Here is a 19,202-nt window from a genome sequence, read left to right as displayed (position 1 = left end):
CTGAAACTTAAGCACATGCATTTAGAAATAGTAAGTCCAGAGCAAATTATTCTAAGCGGCGAGGTAAAAACCGTCAGCGTTCCAGGAATCAATGGAGAGTTCCAGATGTTGGATAATCACGCACCCGTGGTTTCTGTCTTAAAAAATGGATCTATAAAGCTAGACTCTTCTGTAAACTTACCTAAGGGTTCAAAGGATAAGTTTTATCAAGAAAATTCAAAAATGTGTTTTGATATTTCTGGAGGTGTTATAGAATTGAACGACAATAAAGTTGTTATTCTTATAGATTAAACAACTTTGGTTTCATAAAAAAAAGCGCTAATCCTAAGGTTAGCGCTTTTTAGTTTTTATAAAATAAATAGCCTATAATTCCATTTCAGGAATATCTCCTTCCACGATTAAATCTCCTTCGGTTGCTTTTTGAATAGCCTCTACACTTACTCCAGGAGCTCTTTCCAAGAGTCTGAATTTTTTATCTACAATATCAAGCACAGCCATATTGGTCACTATTTTAGTAACGCATTCAACTCCTGTTAAAGGTAAAGAACAGGTCTTTAAAAGCTTAGAGTCTCCAGCTTTATTGGTGTGCATCATGGCTACAATTATTTTTTTTGCAGAGCCTACAAGATCCATAGCGCCGCCCATTCCTTTCACCATTTTACCTGGGATTTTCCAATTGGCTATATTTCCATTTTGAGCGACTTCCATCGCCCCTAAAATGGTTAAGTCAACGTGTTGTCCGCGTATCATCCCAAAGCTAAGAGCTGAGTCGAAAAAACTAGCGCTGGGTAATGCCGTAATTGTCTGCTTTCCAGCGTTGATGAGGTCTGCATCTACATCTTCTTCCGTCGGGAAAGGCCCCATTCCCAAAATTCCATTTTCGCTTTGGAATTCTAATTCAATGTCGTCTCTTACATAATTGGCTACGAGAGTAGGTATACCAATGCCCAGATTTACGTAAAAGCCATCTTGGACTTCTTGGGCAATCCGTTTTGCAATTCCATTTTTATCTAACATAAGTCTTTGGTTTCAAAAGTTGATTTTTAAGATTGTGTGGTTCTCTGCTCAATTCGCTTTTCGTATTTTTCTCCTTGAAAAATACGCTGAACAAAAATACCTGGAATATGGATGAAATTAGGATCGAGTTCTCCTGGTTTTACCAGTTCTTCCACTTCCACAACAGTAACTTTAGCAGCTCCACACATCAACGGGTTAAAGTTTCTAGCTGTCCCTTTAAAAATGAGATTACCAGCTTCATCTCCTTTCCATGCTTTTACAAACGCAAAGTCAGCCTTGAAAGCCTCTTCCATGATATGAGGTTTTCCATCAAAATCTCTAACTTCCTTTCCTTCGGCTACTTCGGTGCCATATCCTGCTGGGGTATAAAAGGCAGGAATACCATTTTGAGCAGCTCTACATCGCTCGGCTAAGCTGCCTTGAGGAATTAAATCTACTTCCAATTCTCCGCTGAGCATTTGTCTCTCAAATTCAGCATTTTCTCCTACATAAGAAGAGATCATTTTTTTGATTTGTTTTTTCTTCAGAAGTAGCCCTAGTCCAAAATCGTCAACACCAGCATTGTTTGAGATGCAAGTCACGTTTTTCACATTGCGTTTCACAAGTTCTTGTATGCAATTTTCGGGAATACCACTAAGGCCAAAGCCTCCAAGCATAAAGGTCATTCCATCGTGAACGTCCTCTAAAGCTTTGGTAACATTATTTACAGTTTTATTGATCATGAGTTTATTAATTTAGGTTGAAAATACAGAATTTTAAAACGCTTTCCAATTTTATAGAGCCTGTTGAGTGAACTTAACTCAATCAGGTTAAGTTTTAAAATCATCAGTTTTAAGACTGTTTAACATTCAGAAGGCAGTAAGAAAATGTAATTTTGGTAAAAAAGTATTCTATGTCTGGATTCAAAAATGATCTTCAATTTGCTTCAAGTCCATATCTATTGCAACATGCAGAGAATCCTGTGCATTGGGTAGAATGGAGTCCCGAAGTTTTGGAGCGTGCAAAGCAAGAAAATAAGCCTATACTGATTAGTGTTGGCTATGCTGCTTGCCATTGGTGTCATGTGATGGCTCATGAATCTTTTGAGGATAACGAAGTAGCCGAGCTAATGAACAGGCACTTCATTTGTATAAAAATCGATAGAGAAGAGCGCCCAGATATTGATCATATTTATATGGATGCTGCTCAAATGCTAACAGGTCGTGGAGGTTGGCCGCTGAATGCTTTTGCCTTAGCAGACGGTAGACCTTTTTATGCAGCCACTTATTTTCCTAAAGAAAACTGGAAAAAAGTGTTGTCAAATATCGCTAAAGCCTATTCTAGAGATTATAAGTCTCTTCTGGACACTGCAGAAAAGGTAACAGACGGTATACAGATGGCTCAAGAATTAAGTCCAGCAGAGCAAGCAGACATTCAGTTTTCCAAAACAGAATATAAAGACCTAATGGTCAACTGGCGAAAAACAGTAGATGGAGATCGCGGGGGTTTTAGGGGGGCTCCTAAATTTCCAATGGCTAATTCTTGGCAGTTTTTACTTCAATATTATGATTTCACCAAAGATCATTTGGTTCTAGAGATGATAACGAAAACTTTAGATGAAATGGCTCTGGGAGGTATTTATGATCAAATTGGTGGTGGATTTTCAAGATATTCTGTAGATGCTGAATGGTTTGCGCCACATTTTGAAAAAATGCTTTACGATAATGCTTTGTTGATTAGTTTATACGCAAATACGCTTAAGTTGGCGTCTAAGCCCATATACAAGCAAGTGATTTCAGATACTATCAATTTTGTGAGCAAAGAGCTCATGAGTGAGGATTATGGGTTTTATGCATCTTTAGATGCCGATAGTGAAGGGGAAGAGGGAAAGTATTATGTGTGGTCTTATAAAGAACTTTCTGAGGTGTTAACCGAAGAAGAATTAAGCCTAGCTGAAAGTTTTTATAATGTAACTCAGCGAGGTAACTGGGAATCACCAAGGAATATTTTGTTTAGTCAGCAAACCCCAGACTCTTATGCGAAAATTAAAGATCTAGACCCTGAAAAATTTAAAAGTGATCTAAATCAACTGAGGTACAAATTATTTCAAATTCGTTGGGAGAGGCCCCATCCTCCGTTAGATCATAAGATTATTACTTCATGGAATGCGATGATGACCATTGGACTTGTGGATGCCTATACAGCTTTAAAAGAACCTGAATATTTAGACTTAGCAGAGAAGAATGCGCAGTTTTTATTAGCGTCTATGGTTACTGAAAGCGGAACATTATTACGAACCAAGAGTTCAGACTCTAAATTCATACATGGTTTTTTGGATGACTATGCTTTTTTGGTGGAAGCGCTTATTAAATTATACCAAGTAACTTTTAATATCCACTATTTAAATACAGCTAAAGATTTGGTGAATAGCTGCCTAGAAGATTTTTTGGACTTTTCAACAGGACTGTTTTATTATTCATCGACCAAAGGAGAACAGCTTATTTCAAAAACATTTGAAATTAATGATAATGTGATTCCTGCTTCCAACTCGTCTTTAGCTAAATCTTTGTTTTTGATGGGGCACTTTTTCAACGACTCCACTTATACTAAAGCATCAGAGAAAATGTGGAATCAGGTCAAATCAAAACTTCATAAATCGGGGCCTTACTATGCCAATTGGCAAATTCTGTCTGGGTGGTTTTCTCATCCCTTCTATGAAGTAGCTATCATGGGGAAAGAGGCTAAAATAAAAGCATTGGAGCTTCAGCATAGCTTCTGTCAAAATGCTATTTTCTTGGGTGGACACGAAGAAAATTTGGCCCTTTTAAAAGGAAAGACACCTCAAGATCTTTCGGAAACTATACTCTATGTCTGTGAAAACAAAACATGTCAACAGCCTACTACACATGTTGATGTCGCCAGAAAACAACTAGAAATCAAAGGTTAAGGTTAGTCCTCGTACATCTTAATAAGGGTTTCACCTTTCATAGTTTTAGATGCTCTAAACATTCCTGGAGTATTGAATTCCATGACCATGTTTCCTTTGTTGTCAATGCCTATGATGCCGCCTGTTCCTCCCATATCGGTAAGTTTCTTTTGGATCACGCGTTTTGCTGCTTGCTCTAGACTGATGCCTTGGTATTCCATAAGTGCAGAGATGTCGTAAGCAACCACACCTCTCATAAAATATTCGCCATGACCCGTTGCAGAAATCGCACAGGTTTTATTATTGGCATAAGTACCAGCACCTATGATAGGCGAGTCTCCAATTCTTCCATATTTCTTGTTGGTCATTCCTCCAGTAGAGGTTCCAGCGGCTAAGTTGCCTTCTTGGTCTAAAGCAGCACAGCCAACAGTCCCAAATTTTTCATTGCTCAAGAAAAACTCGTCTCCATCAGAGACCCCTTGTTCTTTTGCTTTGGAATCTTCCAGAGCTTTTTTTCTACGGTCTGTTATAAAGTATGAGTTTTCTACAAATTCTAGTTCATTTAGCTTGGCAAAATCTTCAGCGCCAGAAGCACTTAGCATCACATGATCGGATTCTTCCATGACTTTAAAAGCGAGGTTAATAGGATTTTTGATATGTTGTACACCAGAAATAGCTCCTGCATTTCTGGTTTTTCCATCCATTATCGAAGCATCTAATTCGGCAATACCATCGGCATTCAAGACTGCTCCTTTTCCAGAATTGAATAGAGGAGAATCTTCCATGATATTAATAGTTCTTTGGACCGCTTCCAAAGCAGTACCTCCTTCAGAAAGTATGCTATGTCCAACCTCTATGGCTTCTTTTAATTTGTCCTCATAAGCTTTTTGCAAAGAGTCTGTCATGTATTCTTTTTTGATAACACCAGCACCACCATGTATAACAATACCAAATTTTGGGGGTTTAGGGACGTTTTTTTCTTTGCTAAGCTTTGGGGTATCGTGACATGCGATAAGTAATATACTGGCAAGTAATAAAAGACAATTTTTCATAACATTATAAGTTTAATGAGTAATCCAATGTTGATATTAAGTCAGACTCTGGTAAGTGTTTAAAGAGGCATTGCGATCTTTTTTATTCAAGAATAGACATTCAAAAATAGGAAAAGATATCTAAACTTGATTTCACAAGGGCAACAGCCTTCCAGAATTTAAGTCCCTCGTTATTGGGCAGTAAGTTTTCTGAGGAATTGTGAGCTTTCAGCTCAGCTTTGGCGTTCTTATTGATGATGGCATCAACTTCTACCACAAATTTTTCCCAAGGGACCACAGTTCCTACAGAAAACCAATAACTTTGCAAACATAAAACAATATCACCTGTAGTAGCATTTTAACTGAGGATATGAAATATATGAGCAAATTTATCTAAATTAGCCTGATTTTGACCATAATCCTTTCAAAAAGCTGTAAAGCAGAATATCACGAGATAACTTAAGTCCGTCTAAATTATTATAATTTAAATTTATGTAATTATAGTGGGTCTTATGCTTAATATATTTATTATTTTTGCTTTAATTTTTATATTATTGCCGAAAACACATTTAATTAATATTACCAATATATGTCAACAGAGTTTATTGAATTAAAGAAGATACTGGATTATTTTGAATCTCCTGCATTCTTAGTACGTTATTCTGGGGAAGATTCTAAAGTAGAAGGGTGTAGCCAAAAATTTAAAACACTCTTTGATTGTTTAGAAAGAAAGGAGGAATCAATCAACTTGACATTATTCTTATCAGAAACACTACGGATCGATAATAAATCTTTAAAATTCATTGAATCTCAGTTAGAGTCACTTTCCGAAAAGCCAATATCAACAGCAGAGTTTCACTTAAGCTTTAATCACAAAGATTTTTATTTTAAATGTGAACGCGTTGGGATCAATAAGACTCCATATTTCTTTGTTACGGTCACTCAAAGCTACAAAGAGAAATCCCACTTTAGTGACACCAACAAAACTTTAGATAAGGCTTTTTTTCAAAGAATTTTTGAATCTCTTCCCTTAGGCATTGCTGTTAATAAAATAGACGACAATACCACGGTTTACGTCAACAAAAAGTTTGAAGACACATATGGTTGGGAAGCTGAAGACCTTCAAAATGTATCAGAATTTTTTGAAAAAGTATATCCAGAGGTTAACTACAGGAAAGAGATTTCGGAAAGAATCTTAAGTGATATCGCCTCTCGAAATCCTGAAAAAATGCAGTGGCAAAATTTAAAGATCACCACAAAATTAAATGAGGTAAAAATTATTGATGCTAAAAACATCCCTCTTTATGATCACAACTTTATGATTTCTACAGTGACCGATGTCACTGAAAGTTATTATGCAAGGAAAGAACTAGAGCAAGCAAAAAGCAGGTTTGACCTTGCCTCTCAAGCCACCTCAGATGCTGTATGGGAATGTGATTTAAAAAGCGATAAATTGTATTGGGGTGAGGGTTTTGAGTACCTTTTTGGTTACAAAAGAGGAGGTGATATAGTTTCAATGTCTTTCTGGGAATCTAAAATCCATCCTAATGACCTCCACCCTTTTTTAAATAGCTTAAAACTAGCAATAGAAGATAAAAATTTGAAGAAATGGACGTTTGATTATAGATTTTTGAAAAAGGATGCTTCCTTTGCCAATGTTAGAGAGAACGTGATCATCGTCAGAAATGAGAAGGGAGAAGCTACTCGACTTGTTGGAGCTCTGCAAGATATCACTAAAGCGGTAAAGCGAGAAGACCACCTGGGTCTTTTAGAAAAATTGGTAGCAGGAGCAAAAGATGCCATCTTGATGGCCAAAGTTCACAACGATAATTTTCTAGACTCAGAAATTATTTATGCCAATCCTAGCTTCAAAGAGTTATTTGGTTATGATAGCTCAGACATCATCGGGAAAACCCCACTCGAATTTTATGTGACCGATAAAAACAAAGCAGGATTTACAGATTTAAATAAAAAATTGAAAAATTGGGATCCAGTAGAAATTGATCTTTTAAATTTTACAAAACAAAACGTAGAGTTTTGGAACAATCTATCTATCACTCCCATCATGGATGATCAAGGCTGGTACACACATTGGGTAGTGATCAATAGAGATATTAATGACCTAAAGAATAGTATAATAAAGCGTCAGCTCCTCACTCAGACTCATAAAATTTTTACAGAAAACATGCCTTTAGATGCTCTATTAATAAAGGTCCTGCAAGAGATAGAAAATCAATTAGGGTCTTATGTCAATGAGGTTTGGCTTTTTGATCCTTATTCAAAAAAATTAACTAAATCTGTAGAGCTTATTGGAGGAAAAGTTGTCGATTTAGAAAGCCACGACACTGGCTTATTCTACAAAAGTGTTATAGAGAAAATATTTAAAACGAATCAACCTCTTATCACGATTCATGAAGAGGATATACATTTGGAAGAAGGCATAAATATTAAACTGAGTTATGCCTTCCCAATTCAGTATCATGGTTCCATTATGGGAGTAGTGCACTTAGGCTTCACACATGCTTATTCTCGAGAACAAAGCCTTCGCTCTGTTTTTGATGATTTTTCTATACAATTGGCCAATGAAATTTCTAGAAAACAAGCTGAAAATGAGTTGACTAGTTTCTTTGAATATGCCCCAGATTTTATGGGTATCGCTGGAAAAGATGGTTATTTAAAAAAAGTAAATAAACGCGCAACCGACTTACTCGGTTACAGAGAAGAGGAGTTTTTGTCTATACCTTTTTTTAAGTTTATCCATAGTGAAGATCAAATCGAAGCTCTAGAAACCCTTTCTGCAGCTATTCAATTGCCAGGAAAACAGTATGCAAAAATACGCGTGAACTCTAAAAATAACAACACCTTTTACGTCTCTTGGACTTTGTTTCGCCTGAAAGATAGTGACGATGTCTTTTGTGTTGGTAGAGATATTACAGACAAAGCAAAGCTAGGAGAGTTACTTGAAAAAACTAATGTACTCACTAAAACGGGAACTTGGGAAATTGATTTAGAAAACAATAAAACGTATTTAAGTGAAAATGCAAAGCACTTGCTTGGTCTAAAAGATAGTTTTGTCGGTGAGGTATCAGAAATGAATTCACTGTTAAATTTAAATAAAGACCTAGCTATACTAGAGTCTTCAAAAATTAAAACGAAACAAGTTGAGGAGTTTGACACTCAGATTAACCTTCCTGATGGTACAAAGAATTGGTTTCGAATTGTCGTAGAGCAAGAATTTAAGAATAACATTCTAGTCAAGTTGTTTGGATCTTTACAAAATATACATGGCTATAAGGAGTCTGAATTGAAAGAGAAGAAACTCCTTCAGGAAAAAAATCAGATTCTAGATAATATTACCGATGGTTTTTTAGTGGTTGATGAACAATGGATTGTTAAATATTGGAATAAAAGCGCTGAGGAGATTTTATCTGTGCAAAAATTTGAAATTCTAGGAAAACATTTATGGGAGGTTTTTGATGATTTTAGAAGAAATGCACTTGATATAAAGTACAGAGAATCTATGGAGAAACAAGAAAGCATTCATTTTGAAACCTATTTTGAAAATTTACAGAAATGGTTTGAGGTGAGTGCTTATCCTTCTGAGAAGCAACTTTCAATCTATTTTAGAGACACAACAGAGAAGAAGGCGATTGTTGAAGATCTAAGAACACAAATTGAAAAGTTTGAAATTCTCTCAGAAACCGGTATAAATGCCGTTTGGGATCTTGATATTCAAAACAATTCTATATCATGGGGTCTTGGTCTTAAAAAGCTTTTTGGATATGATCCCAAAGAGTTTGGGGACACTGAACAAATGTGGTTAAGCAAGATCCATCCAGAAGAAAGAGAAAGAATTCAAATTTCTTTTGAAACTTCACTTAAAGATATAACTGCGGATCATTGGAATGAACCTTACCGTCTTATGAAAAGTGATGGGGCTTATATTTCTGTTTTGGATAGAGGAACTATCATTAGAGATGATCGAGGAAAAGCTTTAAGAATGGTTGGAAGTTTGCAAGATATTTCCGACAAAAAAAAGCAGAAAACCAAAATCATACTTTAAATTTTTGAGCTGGTTCTCCCTTCAAAACAATACCTTTAAAAAAGGTCTTTAATTGCCTCTTTTTTAGAAAATATGCTTAATTTTGTCGATATGAATTAATCTCAATTTAAAAGTTGATGAAGGGATAACTTAAACAAAAGATTCCCTAAAAGTCACATTAATATGAAAAAGCCACTGATTCCAGATAATGAAGTAGAACGCTTAAAAGATTTACAAAGTCACCAATTACTTGATGATCTTCCAGATGAAGATTATGATTTGATTACAAAACTAGCTTCAGACATTTGTGGTACTTCAATATCACTTATCACATTAATTGATTCCAAAAAGCAAGTCTTTAAATCTATGCAAGGAATAGACTTGAAGGAAACCTCAAGAGATATAGCTTTCTGCGCACACGCTATTAATACTCCAGAAAAATTACTTATTGTCAATGATGCTACTTTAGATGAAAGATTTAAAGAAAACCCCTTAGTTACAAAAGACCCGAAAATTGCTTTTTATGCGGGCATGCCTCTTATGAGTAAAGAAGGCTATGCCTTAGGTACGCTTTGTGTTTTCGATCACAAACCTAAAGTTTTATCTGCATCACAAATACAAGCCCTCAAATCTCTTGCAAAACTTGTAGAACGCCTCTTTGAGTCTCGTAAGAAATCTTTAGAGTTAGAAAAAGTCTATTCTCAATTGGAAGTTCAAAAGAATCAAACCGAAGAAGTTGCATATTCTATAGCTCATGATCTTAAAAACCCTTTAGATAGCATTCAGGGATTTTTAGAACTATTACAAATTGATACAGGAACAAGTCTTGGTGAAGAGGCTTTGCAATACATCAACTACGCCACACAAAGCACTCATAAAATGACAGGGCTTATCTATGAGATACTTGCTTTTGCCAAATTGACTTCACAGAAAAATGTCATTGAGCGTGTAGATGTAGAGCCAATTATTGAAAGTATTATAGATCTTAATCTACCAATTATCAAATCTAACACTATTGCCATAAACTATTCTAAACTTCCTAAAATTCATACCTCTAAAACTTCATTTTCAATAGTCTTACGGAATTTAATAGGTAATGCTATAAAGTACAGATCTAAAGTAAAACCTTTAGTCATTGAAATAAAGATCGAGAATGAGTCTGATCAATGGGTTATTCATATTTCTGATAATGGTTTGGGTATAAAAGAATCCAATCTAGATAAAATCTTTAGACCCTTCTACAAGGAAGACTCCCAAAGCGATGCTGGAGTAGGGATGGGGCTAGCTGTTTGTAAAAAAATTATTTTAAACCTAGGAGGTGACATCTGGGTAACTTCTAAACCAGGAAGCGGAAGTACGTTTAGCTTTAATCTTCTTAAACAAGTCTAATGAGCCAAAATATTTTTAGTTTATTATTACCCTTCTTAAAAATTCAATAAAATAAATTATGAAATTAGATGTTTTAAATGTGGACGACGACAAAATGATCCTTTTTATCTACGAGAAAATGATGGGTCATGCAGATTTTTCTAGCCATCCTAAGTCTTTTTCAAACGGATACGAGACTTTAGATTATATTTCAGAATACAAGAACGAGGATACAAAGTTTTTGATTTTCCTAGATGTAAACATGCCAAACCTTGATGGCTGGCAATTTATGGATAAACTCAAATCAATTGGATTAAACAAATACTGTCATGTTTTGGTCGTTACCTCTTCAATAGATCTTTCCGATAAAGAAAAATCGGAAACCTATCCAGTAGTTATCGATTTTGTAGAAAAACCTATTAATATCGAAAAACTCAAGGAATTAAAAAATCTCAAACAGCTTAAGCCCTTTTTTGAAAATTAAGAGCTGGCTTTAATTCTACATCTCCTCCTCCTCATCTCCAGTATAAGCTTCGTATTCTGGATATAAGAAGTTGTTATATGGAAAACGTTTAATGTGTATTTTTCTGGCAGTTTCGTAGACTTTTTTTCTAAATTCTTCAATATTTTCTTTCTCTGTTGCCGAGATAAATAAAACATTATCGCCTTCCCGCTGCATCCATGTTTTTTTCCACTCCTCAAGGGTGTAATGTTGATAGGATTTTTCAACCATCAAATCATCTTCTTCGATCACTTCAGGTTCGTAGTTATCAATTTTATTAAAGACCATGATACAAGGTTTATCTTTAGCGTTAATATCGTCTAAAATACTATTCACTGACTCGATGTGATCTTCGAAATTTTCATGAGAGATATCGACTACATGTAAAAGCAAGTCGGCTTCTCTGACTTCATCTAAGGTGGATTTGAACGACTCCACAAGTTGAGTGGGTAACTTTCTTATAAAACCTACTGTATCGGTAAGCAAGAAAGGAAGATTACGGATCACTACTTTCCTAACCGTAGTGTCTAAGGTAGCGAATAACTTATTTTCTGCAAAAACTTCACTTTTGCTTATCACATTCATCAGCGTAGATTTACCAACATTGGTATAGCCAACGAGAGCTACTCTTACAAGGCTTCCTCGGTTCCCACGTTGAACAGCCATCTGCTTGTCTATGGTTTTTAGCTTTTTTTTAAGCAAGGTGATTTTATCTCTTACAATACGTCTATCGGTTTCAATTTCAGTTTCACCGGGGCCTCGCATACCAATACCACCTTGCTGTCTTTCCAAGTGGGTCCAAAGACCGGCAAGCCTTGGTAACAAGTATTCGTATTGAGCAAGTTCTACTTGAGTGCTAGCGTTACTTGTTTTTGCGCGTTGAGCAAAAATGTCCATAATAAGGTAGGTTCTATCGACCACTTTGCACTTGAGTATTTTTTCGATACTTCTTTGTTGACCAGGAGATAATTCATCATCAAAAATAGCAGTACCTACTTGATGTTCTTCCACATAATCTCTTACTTGTTCTAGTTTTCCTTTTCCTATAAAAGTTTTAGGATTTGGAACCTCTAATTTTTGTTGAAAACGTTTTAAAACTTCTCCACCAGCAGTATAAGTAAGGAATTCTAACTCATCTAGATATTCCTTGGATTTTTCTTCATTTTGAAACTGATTAACAATCCCAATAAGGACTGTTGTTTCATAGTTTATATTTTGAGCGTCTAGCATAGTTTATATTATAAAAACAAAATTATGAAAAATACTTCAGTTCACTTATCACTTTAAGATATTGGAAATTTAAAAAAACGGGGGTGGATTTTTATTTTTCTTCTAACTTTTTTGACTAAATTTAGCCTTTAAACACTAAAATTTTCCTTAATTCGTTTATTATGAATAATCAAACTTTAATGAATTTCAAAACCTACCTTATTATTTTATCTTGCTTAATTTTATCTCTTTCGTGTAGCTCAGATGATTCAGGTGAACTTAATGCGGATCGAAATGAATGTAAAATTACTGAAGGAATTTCTCCAAATGAAGATGGGCTTAATGATAATTTTGATTTGACTTGTCTTGCAGACCGAACAGGAATTGCCACTTTAGAAATTTTCGACAGAAATGGTCGAAAAATTTACGAGAAAGACAATTATAGAGACGAATTTATCGGAGAATCCGATAATGGAAATAGCTTGGTGACTGGGACTTATTTTTATGAGATTGCTTTCGAAATCGAAGATCTCGAATATGGTTTCAGTACAAAAGGAGCCCTATACATTAACGTAGAACAATAAGTCTTTATAGCTTAGTTGAAGAAAACCCTATCCATGAAAAATATATATATACCTCTTTTCGCCATCTTGTGCTTATTTACTATCACTAACGTAACAGCGCAGCAAGATCCCCAATATACGCAATACATGTACAATATGAACGTTATTAACCCAGCTTACGCTGGCTCTAAAGAAAGCCTTTCTGTTGGTGCTTTGTACAGAGGGCAGTGGTCTGGAATTGATGGCGCACCCCGAACTTTTACTTTTAATGCACATACCCCCTTAGGAGATGGTTTTGGCGTTGGATTGTCAGCTATTACTGATCAAATAGGACCTGTAGACGAAACCAATCTTTATGCAGATATTTCCTACACTATCGATGTTGGACAAAATAGCAAATTGGCTTTTGGTATAAAAGCTGGAGCAACATTACAAAATAGTAACTTTACAGATTTGTATCTCCAAGATGAAATGGATCCTGCTTTTCAAGAAGATCTTAGCGAAATCTATCCTAGTGTAGGTGCTGGAGTTTTATATTATACAGATAAATTTTATTTAGGTCTTTCTATGCCAAATTTCTTAAGTTCTACTCACCTAGAAGTTGATGGAAGAGAATTTGGTTCAGAAGAACAACACTATTTCGTGACAGCAGGTTATGTGTTTGATATCAACGATTATATCAAATTCAAACCCTCTACTTTAGTGAAATCTGAACTGAATTCAGCAGTCTCCTTTGATGTGAATGCCAATTTCTTATTTCACGAAAAGCTTGAAGTAGGCGTTTCCTATAGATATGAAGATGCTATAAGTGCCTTGGCAAGTATAAGAGCTACAGATTTGGTGCAAATAGGGTTTGCTATCGATACAACTAAAAGTAATTTGAACAATCCTTCTTACGAGGCCTTCATTATTTTCGATATTTTCTTCAAAAAGAAAACTTACGTTTCTCCTCGCTATTTTTAAACCCAAATCCACATGATTATGAAAAACCTATTTATACTAAGTATTTTTTGTTGCTTCGCATCAACCATGCTTTGGTCCCAGAACAGCGATACCCAAAAAGCAGATAAATACTTCGAAAGCTTTGCGTATGTCGATGCGATTGATGCTTACGAAAAATTAATTCAAAAGGGAAAAGCTAATGCTTATGTTTATAAGCAATTGGCAATAGCAAATATGAAGACTTCCAACTTCGAAGCATCTGAACGATTATTTAAGCGTTATCTAAGAAGTAATCGGAATCCAGAGGCTATAGATTACTTCAATTACGCTCAAACTCTTTTGATTAACGAGGAGTATGATGACTTCAAAAAAGCTATGCTTGATTTTGTCGATAAAGCGCCAACGGATCAAAGAGCAAAGGCCTTTCTAGAAAATCCAGATTACCTGATGGATTTACAATCGATGACCCCAAGATTTGAATTAAATAAACTCAGCTTAAGCTCTGATTTCTCAGATTTTGGAGCATACGAGTTCGATGGAAAGCTCTATTTCGTTTCAGCAAGGAACGAATCTCGTAAAAAATATGGATGGGATAACGAACCTTCTTTAGATATTTTTGTGGCTGAAAATGTTGCGGGGACGTTTAAAAATCCAATTGAAATCACAGGATATATCAATACCAAATACCACGAAGGCTCTATTGCTATCACTAAGGATAAATCGACTTTATACTTTACTAGAAACGACTTTTTATACGAAAAATATAGAAAAGATGACAACGGAGTGAACAATCTTAAAATTTATAAAGCAACACTAGTTAACGGAATGTTCCAAGATATCCAAGACTTGCCTTTTAATGATATTTCATTTTCCAATTCAAACCCAGCGTTAAGCCCAGACGGGAGTCAGCTTTATTTTTCAAGTGATAGAGCCGGAGGTTATGGATCTTCAGACCTCTATGTTGTGGATATTAATGCCGATGGAACTTACGGATCTCCACAAAATTTAGGGCCCACTCTCAATACAGAGGGAAGAGAAAACTTTCCATTCGTAGATGAAGAGGATATGCTTTATTTCTCCAGCGATGGACATCTAGGTCTTGGAGGCTTGGATGTTTTTTATTCTAAAGTAGATTCTGGTGACTTTACACCTCCTCAAAACTTAGGTCACCCATTAAACAGTAATGCCGATGATTTTGCGTTTACTTATAATGGCAACGTAGAATTAGGCTTTGTGTCTTCTAATAGAACCAGTACTAAAAAAGAAGAACGAACCGACAATATATACCGGGCTAAATTGGTAAGTCCACTAGAACAAACTTCTGTATTGGTTGAAGTTGTAGATGCCAATACTGAAGTTTATATCCAAGAAGCTCAACTTATTTTCTACGATACTACCCAAAATGAATATTCTAGGAGCAGAACAGCTGCTACTGGTAATAGCAATAACTTTTTACCAACTGGAAAGAAATTTGATTTGCAAGTGAATGCTGAAGGCTATGAGAGTCAATCCAACTCATTTGAAGTTCCTCAGCTACAAATGGTAGTTAGAGTCGCTTTAGTGCCAGAGATGACATCTACTGAAGCTAAGATTTTAATCCTTCAAGAACGCATCTTTTTTGATTATGACAAAGTCAATATAAAGCCAGAAGCTGCTTTTGAATTGGATAAGCTAATTGAAATCCTTAAAGAAAATGAAAATATAAACATTCAAGTGGTTAGCCATACCGATGAAAGAGGTTCAGGGGCTTACAACATGAAATTATCTCAAGACAGAGCTGGAAGTACAGTAGCCTACTTAATTGAAAACGGAGTTGATCCTGAAAGATTATCTTCTGAAGGTAAAGGGAAAAGTGAACTTATAAAAGATTGTATTTCTGGATGTAGTGAGGAAGAACACGAAGAAAATCGGCGTTCAGAATTCAAAATTGTAGACTAAATCTTTATATAAAGTCTTCCTATCCCTTAATATAACTATTGAGGGATTTTTTTATATTTACTCTACACTTAATCTCTTAAGCTATGGAAAAACCGAAATGTCTCTCTTGTGGAGAACCGCTGTCGGGAAGAATCGACAAAAAGTTCTGTTCCGATTATTGTAGGAGTACCTATAATAATAGATTGAATAGCGAGTCTAGAAAGATAGTAAGGAACGTCAACAATAAGCTTAAGAAAAATTACAGAATTTTACAAAGCATCAATACAGATCAAAAAACGAAAACCACTCGAGACAAACTTTTAGAAAAAGGTTTTAATTTCACTTATTTCACGAATCTCTACACCACAAAATCTGGTCGGGTGTATTACTTTATTTATGACCAAGGTTATTTACCTTTGGAAGATGATTATTATGCTTTAGTAAAAAGGGACTAATGAGAAAAAAAGATTATAAAGCTATTATAAGTTTACTAGTGATAATCACTGCCGTTTGGTATGTTTTTTATGATCTTTATCCTTCAGAAATCACCGATTTATCCACTCAATCTAAAGAGTTTTCAACACTCAGGGCTTTCGAGCATGTCAAAAATATTGGTGACGAACCGCACTACATAGGTTCTGATGCTCATAATTCCAAACGAAATTATATCGTAAATGAACTTGAAAAAATGGATCTTCAAGTTCAAACTCAGCAAGGTTTTGTGCTTTCCAAGAAGGGAGTTCTCACAGCTCCAGAAAATATTATTACAAAGCTAGAAGCCACAGATTCTTCGCCAAACTCTAAGGCTTTATTGCTTCTTTCTCATTACGATTCTGCCGTTCACTCTTCGCCAGGAGCAAGTGACGCAGCTTCTGGAGTAGCTGCCATTCTAGAGGCAGTAAGAGCTTTTAAAGCGAGCAAGCCTTCTTTTCAAAATGACATTATTATTCTTTTTTCCGATGGTGAAGAAGTAGGCCTTTCTGGGGCAGAATTGTTTGTCAAAGAACACCCTTGGATCAATGAGGTTGGTTTGGTCCTGAATTTTGAATCTCGTGGAAGCGGGGGCCCAAGTAATATGATTGTGGAGACCACTAATGGGAATTCTAAATTGATAGACCTTTTTGCAGAATCTCAAGGCCAACATCCGCTCGCCAACTCTCTTATGTATAGCGTGTATAAACTTCTACCCAACGATACAGACTCTACAGTATTTAGAGAAATTGCAGACGTCCCCAGCTTTTTCTTTGCCTTTATAGACGATCATTTCGATTACCATACCGCCTTGGATACACCAAGTCGGTTGGACAAAGGTTCTTTATCCCATCAAGGGGATTATCTGATGTCTTCACTAAAAGGCTTTTCCAATACAGATCTTTCAGACTTAACCTCTCAGCGGGATCAAGTCTACTTTACAGTAACAGGATTGGGACTTTTCCATTATCCATTTTCAGGGGTGTGGGTCATTTATGCTGTTGCTTTTGCGATCTTCATTTTCATCCTGATTTATGGACTAAAAACCAAGTCTCTGACCAGAAAAGAAATTTTCTTAGGTTTTGTCCCTTGGTTGCTAAGTTTACTTTTATCTGCACTCCTCATCTATTTTGCTTGGCCATTATTACTTCAGATTTATCCAGAGTATTCCTCTATTTTGCAAGGATTTCCCTATAATGGGCATGATTATATCGTTGTCTTTGTTGCCTTTACTTTGTTTTTGGTATTTAGCATTTATCAGTTCTTCGATCATAGGTTAAACCCAAAAAATGCTATGATTGCTCCTCTTATAACCTGGTTTATAGTTTTGTTTTTATTGAATATCTTTCTTAAAGGAGCAGCCTTTTTTATTATCCCTTTACTTTTTACGCTTTTTGCTTTCTTCTTAATGGTGAGGTTTCAAGTGCCGTCTTATCTTTTTCTTCTGATTTTAATACTACCTTCTTTAAGCATTATAGCTCCTTTTATTCAATTTTTCCCTGTGGGATTAGGTCTTAAAATGGGGGTGGTGAGTGCTGTTTTTACCGTTTTGTTATTTGGTAACTTATTGCCCATTTTCGGCTATTTCTCTATTAAAAAAGGGGTTGCCACTTTAGCCCTGCTGATGGCGATAGGCTTTTTTATAAAAGCGCATCTTTCGTCTGGTTTTGATGTAACGCAGCCGCGTCCTAATAGCTTAGTGTATGCTTTAGACTCTAGCACCGATACAGCTCATTGGTTTACATACGACGATGACCTAGACTCGTGGACTTCACCTTATTTTAAAGAAGCAAAGGACTTAACCGCTTCACTAGATTACCAGAGTAAATACAATTCAGCCTATACCAAATCGTCAATAGCCGACTTGAAAGCCATCCCAAATTCTCAAATTCGAGTGGATACCTTAGAAGCTTCAAGTCCTAGGTTTAAAAAATTCAGAATACAATTAGACTATCAACGAAATTTAAATAGAATTGTAGTGTCTGAAACTACAAAAACTAATTTTAAATCCTTTACGGTTAATGGAGTTACCGCCGATTTTTATGATGCTAATGATAAAGAGAGTTCACATATACACACCAATCGGTTTCAGAAAAATGTCATTGACTATTATGTAGTGAACCAAGTTCCATTGTCATTTGAATTTGAAGTGGACAAGACACAACCTGTTGAGTTTACCTTTAACGAAATCAGCTTTGATTTGTTGAGTCATCCATTATTTTCAGTAAAAGAGCGCCCTGAAGACAAAATACCCAAGCCATTTATTGTGAATGATGCTATTATAACCCATCAAAGTTTAAATTTATAATGTCCACTCAGATTTCTATTTTAGGATGTGGTTGGTTAGGAATTCCTTTAGCTAAGGCCTTGCTCCAAAAAGGCTATAAAATTAAAGGGTCTACGACTTCTAGCGAAAAACTAGAAGTACTTAAGTCAGAAGGCATCCAGCCTTTTAAAATTGAATTGAAGGAGAGGAAAGTCATCGGTGATATCGCTAGCTTCCTTGAGGGTTCTGAAATTTTGATCATCGATATTCCACCAGGCTTAAGGCGAAATCCCACTTCCGATTATATTGCTAAGATTAAGCCTTTGTTACAGGCTATTTCAGTTTCATCACTTTCAAAAGTCTTATACATCAGTTCTACAGGTATTTTTGAAGATCATGAATCCATTCCTGGTTATACTGAGTACTATCTATTTAGCACTTCAGAAATTAAGGCTAATCCCCTTATAGAGGCAGAACAGCTTGTCCTGAATTTAAGCATGGCCAAAGCTAGTGTGTTAAGATTTGGAGGTTTAGTAGGAGAAGGCAGGCATCCTATTCAATTTCTTGCAGGAAGAAAAGGCCTACAAAATCCAGAGGCTCCCGTAAATTTGATTCATTTATCCAACTGTATTCGATTGATTTTAGAAGTGATAAATCAAGATGAATTCGGGCACATTTATCATGGTGTAGAAACCATTAAACTTTCTAAGCAAGCTTATTATATTAAAAAAGCTAAAGACCATGATCTCGTTCCTCCAGAATTTGATCATACACAAACCAACAAAGGCAAAACAATACGTATGGATTGGACGTCAAAAACCCTAGGCATCCAATTAGAGAATAAGGCTTAAATTGGTTTAATACCAAATTATATTTATAATGCCGTATGAATAAATTGAATTATTTTTTGATTGATTGATTGAAATCAAAAATAACTAGCATAGCCTTAGCTACGGTAATTATTTTTGA

General features: G+C 35.6%; 16 protein-coding genes. 11 read left to right on the top strand and 5 right to left on the bottom strand.

Translation table 11 applies throughout. The features are described from left to right. Positions 1-15 precede the first annotated feature (15 nt). The gene (locus P700755_RS07065) at positions 16-291 is read left to right on the top strand and encodes a F0F1 ATP synthase subunit delta/epsilon (protein ID WP_015024023.1); all 276 of its coding nucleotides are present in this window, start codon (positions 16-18) and stop codon (positions 289-291) included. 72 nt (positions 292-363) lie between these two features. Here the strand turns inward: P700755_RS07065 and P700755_RS07060 are convergent, their stop codons facing one another. Together P700755_RS07060 and P700755_RS07055 are read right to left on the bottom strand one after the other, a co-directional pair. Beyond that, positions 364-1,017 carry a 3-oxoacid CoA-transferase subunit B gene (locus P700755_RS07060; protein WP_015024022.1) on the bottom strand — a complete coding sequence of 218 codons (654 nt, stop codon included), beginning with the start codon at positions 1,015-1,017 and terminating at the stop codon, positions 364-366. 26 nt (positions 1,018-1,043) lie between these two features. Continuing rightward, the gene (locus tag P700755_RS07055) at positions 1,044-1,739 is read right to left on the bottom strand and encodes a CoA transferase subunit A (RefSeq protein ID WP_015024021.1); all 696 of its coding nucleotides are present in this window, start codon (positions 1,737-1,739) and stop codon (positions 1,044-1,046) included. Between the two features lie 170 nt (positions 1,740-1,909). Between P700755_RS07055 and P700755_RS07050 the strand changes: the two genes are divergently transcribed. Beyond that, on the top strand, positions 1,910-3,943 hold the full coding sequence (locus P700755_RS07050; RefSeq protein WP_015024020.1) for a thioredoxin domain-containing protein: 2,034 nt from the start codon (positions 1,910-1,912) through the stop codon (positions 3,941-3,943). A 2-nt stretch (positions 3,944-3,945) separates the two neighbouring features. Here P700755_RS07050 and P700755_RS07045 read toward each other — a convergent pair whose 3' ends face one another. After that, the gene (locus P700755_RS07045) at positions 3,946-4,974 is read right to left on the bottom strand and encodes an isoaspartyl peptidase/L-asparaginase family protein (RefSeq protein WP_015024019.1); all 1,029 of its coding nucleotides are present in this window, start codon (positions 4,972-4,974) and stop codon (positions 3,946-3,948) included. A gap of 100 nt (positions 4,975-5,074) precedes the next feature. Further along, entirely contained in the window at positions 5,075-5,281 is a 207-nt protein-coding gene (locus P700755_RS07040) for a hypothetical protein (RefSeq protein WP_015024018.1), read from the bottom strand. 261 nt (positions 5,282-5,542) lie between these two features. Between P700755_RS07040 and P700755_RS07035 the strand changes: the two genes are divergently transcribed. From P700755_RS07035 to P700755_RS07025, 3 genes are all read left to right on the top strand, one after another. Next, entirely contained in the window at positions 5,543-9,016 is a 3,474-nt protein-coding gene (locus P700755_RS07035) for a PAS domain S-box protein (RefSeq protein WP_015024017.1), read from the top strand. 162 nt (positions 9,017-9,178) lie between these two features. Then, positions 9,179-10,384, top strand: a complete 1,206-nt coding sequence (locus tag P700755_RS07030) for a sensor histidine kinase (RefSeq protein ID WP_015024016.1) — start codon at positions 9,179-9,181, stop codon at positions 10,382-10,384. Between the two features lie 58 nt (positions 10,385-10,442). Continuing rightward, positions 10,443-10,847 carry a response regulator gene (locus tag P700755_RS07025; RefSeq protein WP_015024015.1) on the top strand — a complete coding sequence of 135 codons (405 nt, stop codon included), beginning with the start codon at positions 10,443-10,445 and terminating at the stop codon, positions 10,845-10,847. A 15-nt stretch (positions 10,848-10,862) separates the two neighbouring features. Here the strand turns inward: P700755_RS07025 and hflX are convergent, their stop codons facing one another. Continuing rightward, positions 10,863-12,095 (bottom strand): GTPase HflX, encoded by a 1,233-nt coding sequence (hflX, locus tag P700755_RS07020; RefSeq protein ID WP_015024014.1) that lies wholly within the window; start codon positions 12,093-12,095, stop codon positions 10,863-10,865. A gap of 161 nt (positions 12,096-12,256) precedes the next feature. On the opposite strand from hflX, the gene P700755_RS07015 reads away from it, so the two are divergent. From P700755_RS07015 to P700755_RS06990, 6 genes are all read left to right on the top strand, one after another. Then, the gene (locus P700755_RS07015) at positions 12,257-12,658 is read left to right on the top strand and encodes a T9SS type B sorting domain-containing protein (protein WP_041758206.1); all 402 of its coding nucleotides are present in this window, start codon (positions 12,257-12,259) and stop codon (positions 12,656-12,658) included. Positions 12,659-12,691: 33 nt separating this feature from the next. After that, a complete protein-coding gene (locus P700755_RS07010; protein WP_015024013.1) occupies positions 12,692-13,600 on the top strand; it encodes a PorP/SprF family type IX secretion system membrane protein in 909 nt (302 codons plus the stop codon). Between the two features lie 18 nt (positions 13,601-13,618). Then, positions 13,619-15,517, top strand: a complete 1,899-nt coding sequence (locus P700755_RS07005; protein ID WP_245536012.1) for an OmpA family protein — start codon at positions 13,619-13,621, stop codon at positions 15,515-15,517. An 83-nt stretch (positions 15,518-15,600) separates the two neighbouring features. Further along, positions 15,601-15,951, top strand: a complete 351-nt coding sequence (locus P700755_RS07000) for a hypothetical protein (protein WP_015024011.1) — start codon at positions 15,601-15,603, stop codon at positions 15,949-15,951. Continuing rightward, positions 15,951-18,275 (top strand): M20/M25/M40 family metallo-hydrolase, encoded by a 2,325-nt coding sequence (locus P700755_RS06995; RefSeq protein ID WP_015024010.1) that lies wholly within the window; start codon positions 15,951-15,953, stop codon positions 18,273-18,275. Before P700755_RS07000 ends, P700755_RS06995 begins: the two co-directional genes overlap by 1 nt. Further along, complete coding sequence (locus tag P700755_RS06990; RefSeq protein ID WP_015024009.1) at positions 18,275-19,084, top strand: Rossmann-fold NAD(P)-binding domain-containing protein; 810 nt, start codon at positions 18,275-18,277, stop codon at positions 19,082-19,084. Before P700755_RS06995 ends, P700755_RS06990 begins: the two co-directional genes overlap by 1 nt. Positions 19,085-19,202 lie beyond the last annotated feature (118 nt).

The sequence above is a fragment of the Psychroflexus torquis ATCC 700755 genome (assembly GCF_000153485.2).
GTDB classification, from domain to species: domain Bacteria; phylum Bacteroidota; class Bacteroidia; order Flavobacteriales; family Flavobacteriaceae; genus Psychroflexus; species Psychroflexus torquis.
This window is presented reverse-complemented; position numbering and strand designations above follow the sequence as displayed.

Excerpts from the sequence above, each read along its gene's own strand:
- P700755_RS07060 (WP_015024022.1), bottom strand. The coding sequence starts at position 1,017 with ATGTTAGATAAAAATGGAATTGCAAAACGGATTGCCCAAGAAGTCCAA.
- P700755_RS07055 (WP_015024021.1), bottom strand. The coding sequence starts at position 1,739 with ATGATCAATAAAACTGTAAATAATGTTACCAAAGCTTTAGAGGACGTT.
- P700755_RS07025 (WP_015024015.1), top strand. The coding sequence starts at position 10,443 with ATGAAATTAGATGTTTTAAATGTGGACGACGACAAAATGATCCTTTTT.
- P700755_RS06990 (WP_015024009.1), top strand. The coding sequence starts at position 18,275 with ATGTCCACTCAGATTTCTATTTTAGGATGTGGTTGGTTAGGAATTCCT.
- P700755_RS07035 (WP_015024017.1), top strand. The coding sequence starts at position 5,543 with ATGTCAACAGAGTTTATTGAATTAAAGAAGATACTGGATTATTTTGAA.
- P700755_RS07015 (WP_041758206.1), top strand. The coding sequence starts at position 12,257 with ATGAATAATCAAACTTTAATGAATTTCAAAACCTACCTTATTATTTTA.
- P700755_RS07005 (WP_245536012.1), top strand. The coding sequence starts at position 13,619 with ATGAAAAACCTATTTATACTAAGTATTTTTTGTTGCTTCGCATCAACC.
- P700755_RS07000 (WP_015024011.1), top strand. The coding sequence starts at position 15,601 with ATGGAAAAACCGAAATGTCTCTCTTGTGGAGAACCGCTGTCGGGAAGA.
- P700755_RS07050 (WP_015024020.1), top strand. The coding sequence starts at position 1,910 with ATGTCTGGATTCAAAAATGATCTTCAATTTGCTTCAAGTCCATATCTA.
- P700755_RS07010 (WP_015024013.1), top strand. The coding sequence starts at position 12,692 with ATGAAAAATATATATATACCTCTTTTCGCCATCTTGTGCTTATTTACT.
- P700755_RS07065 (WP_015024023.1), top strand. The coding sequence starts at position 16 with ATGCATTTAGAAATAGTAAGTCCAGAGCAAATTATTCTAAGCGGCGAG.
- P700755_RS07030 (WP_015024016.1), top strand. The coding sequence starts at position 9,179 with ATGAAAAAGCCACTGATTCCAGATAATGAAGTAGAACGCTTAAAAGAT.
- hflX (WP_015024014.1), bottom strand. The coding sequence starts at position 12,095 with ATGCTAGACGCTCAAAATATAAACTATGAAACAACAGTCCTTATTGGG.
- P700755_RS07045 (WP_015024019.1), bottom strand. The coding sequence starts at position 4,974 with ATGAAAAATTGTCTTTTATTACTTGCCAGTATATTACTTATCGCATGT.
- P700755_RS06995 (WP_015024010.1), top strand. The coding sequence starts at position 15,951 with ATGAGAAAAAAAGATTATAAAGCTATTATAAGTTTACTAGTGATAATC.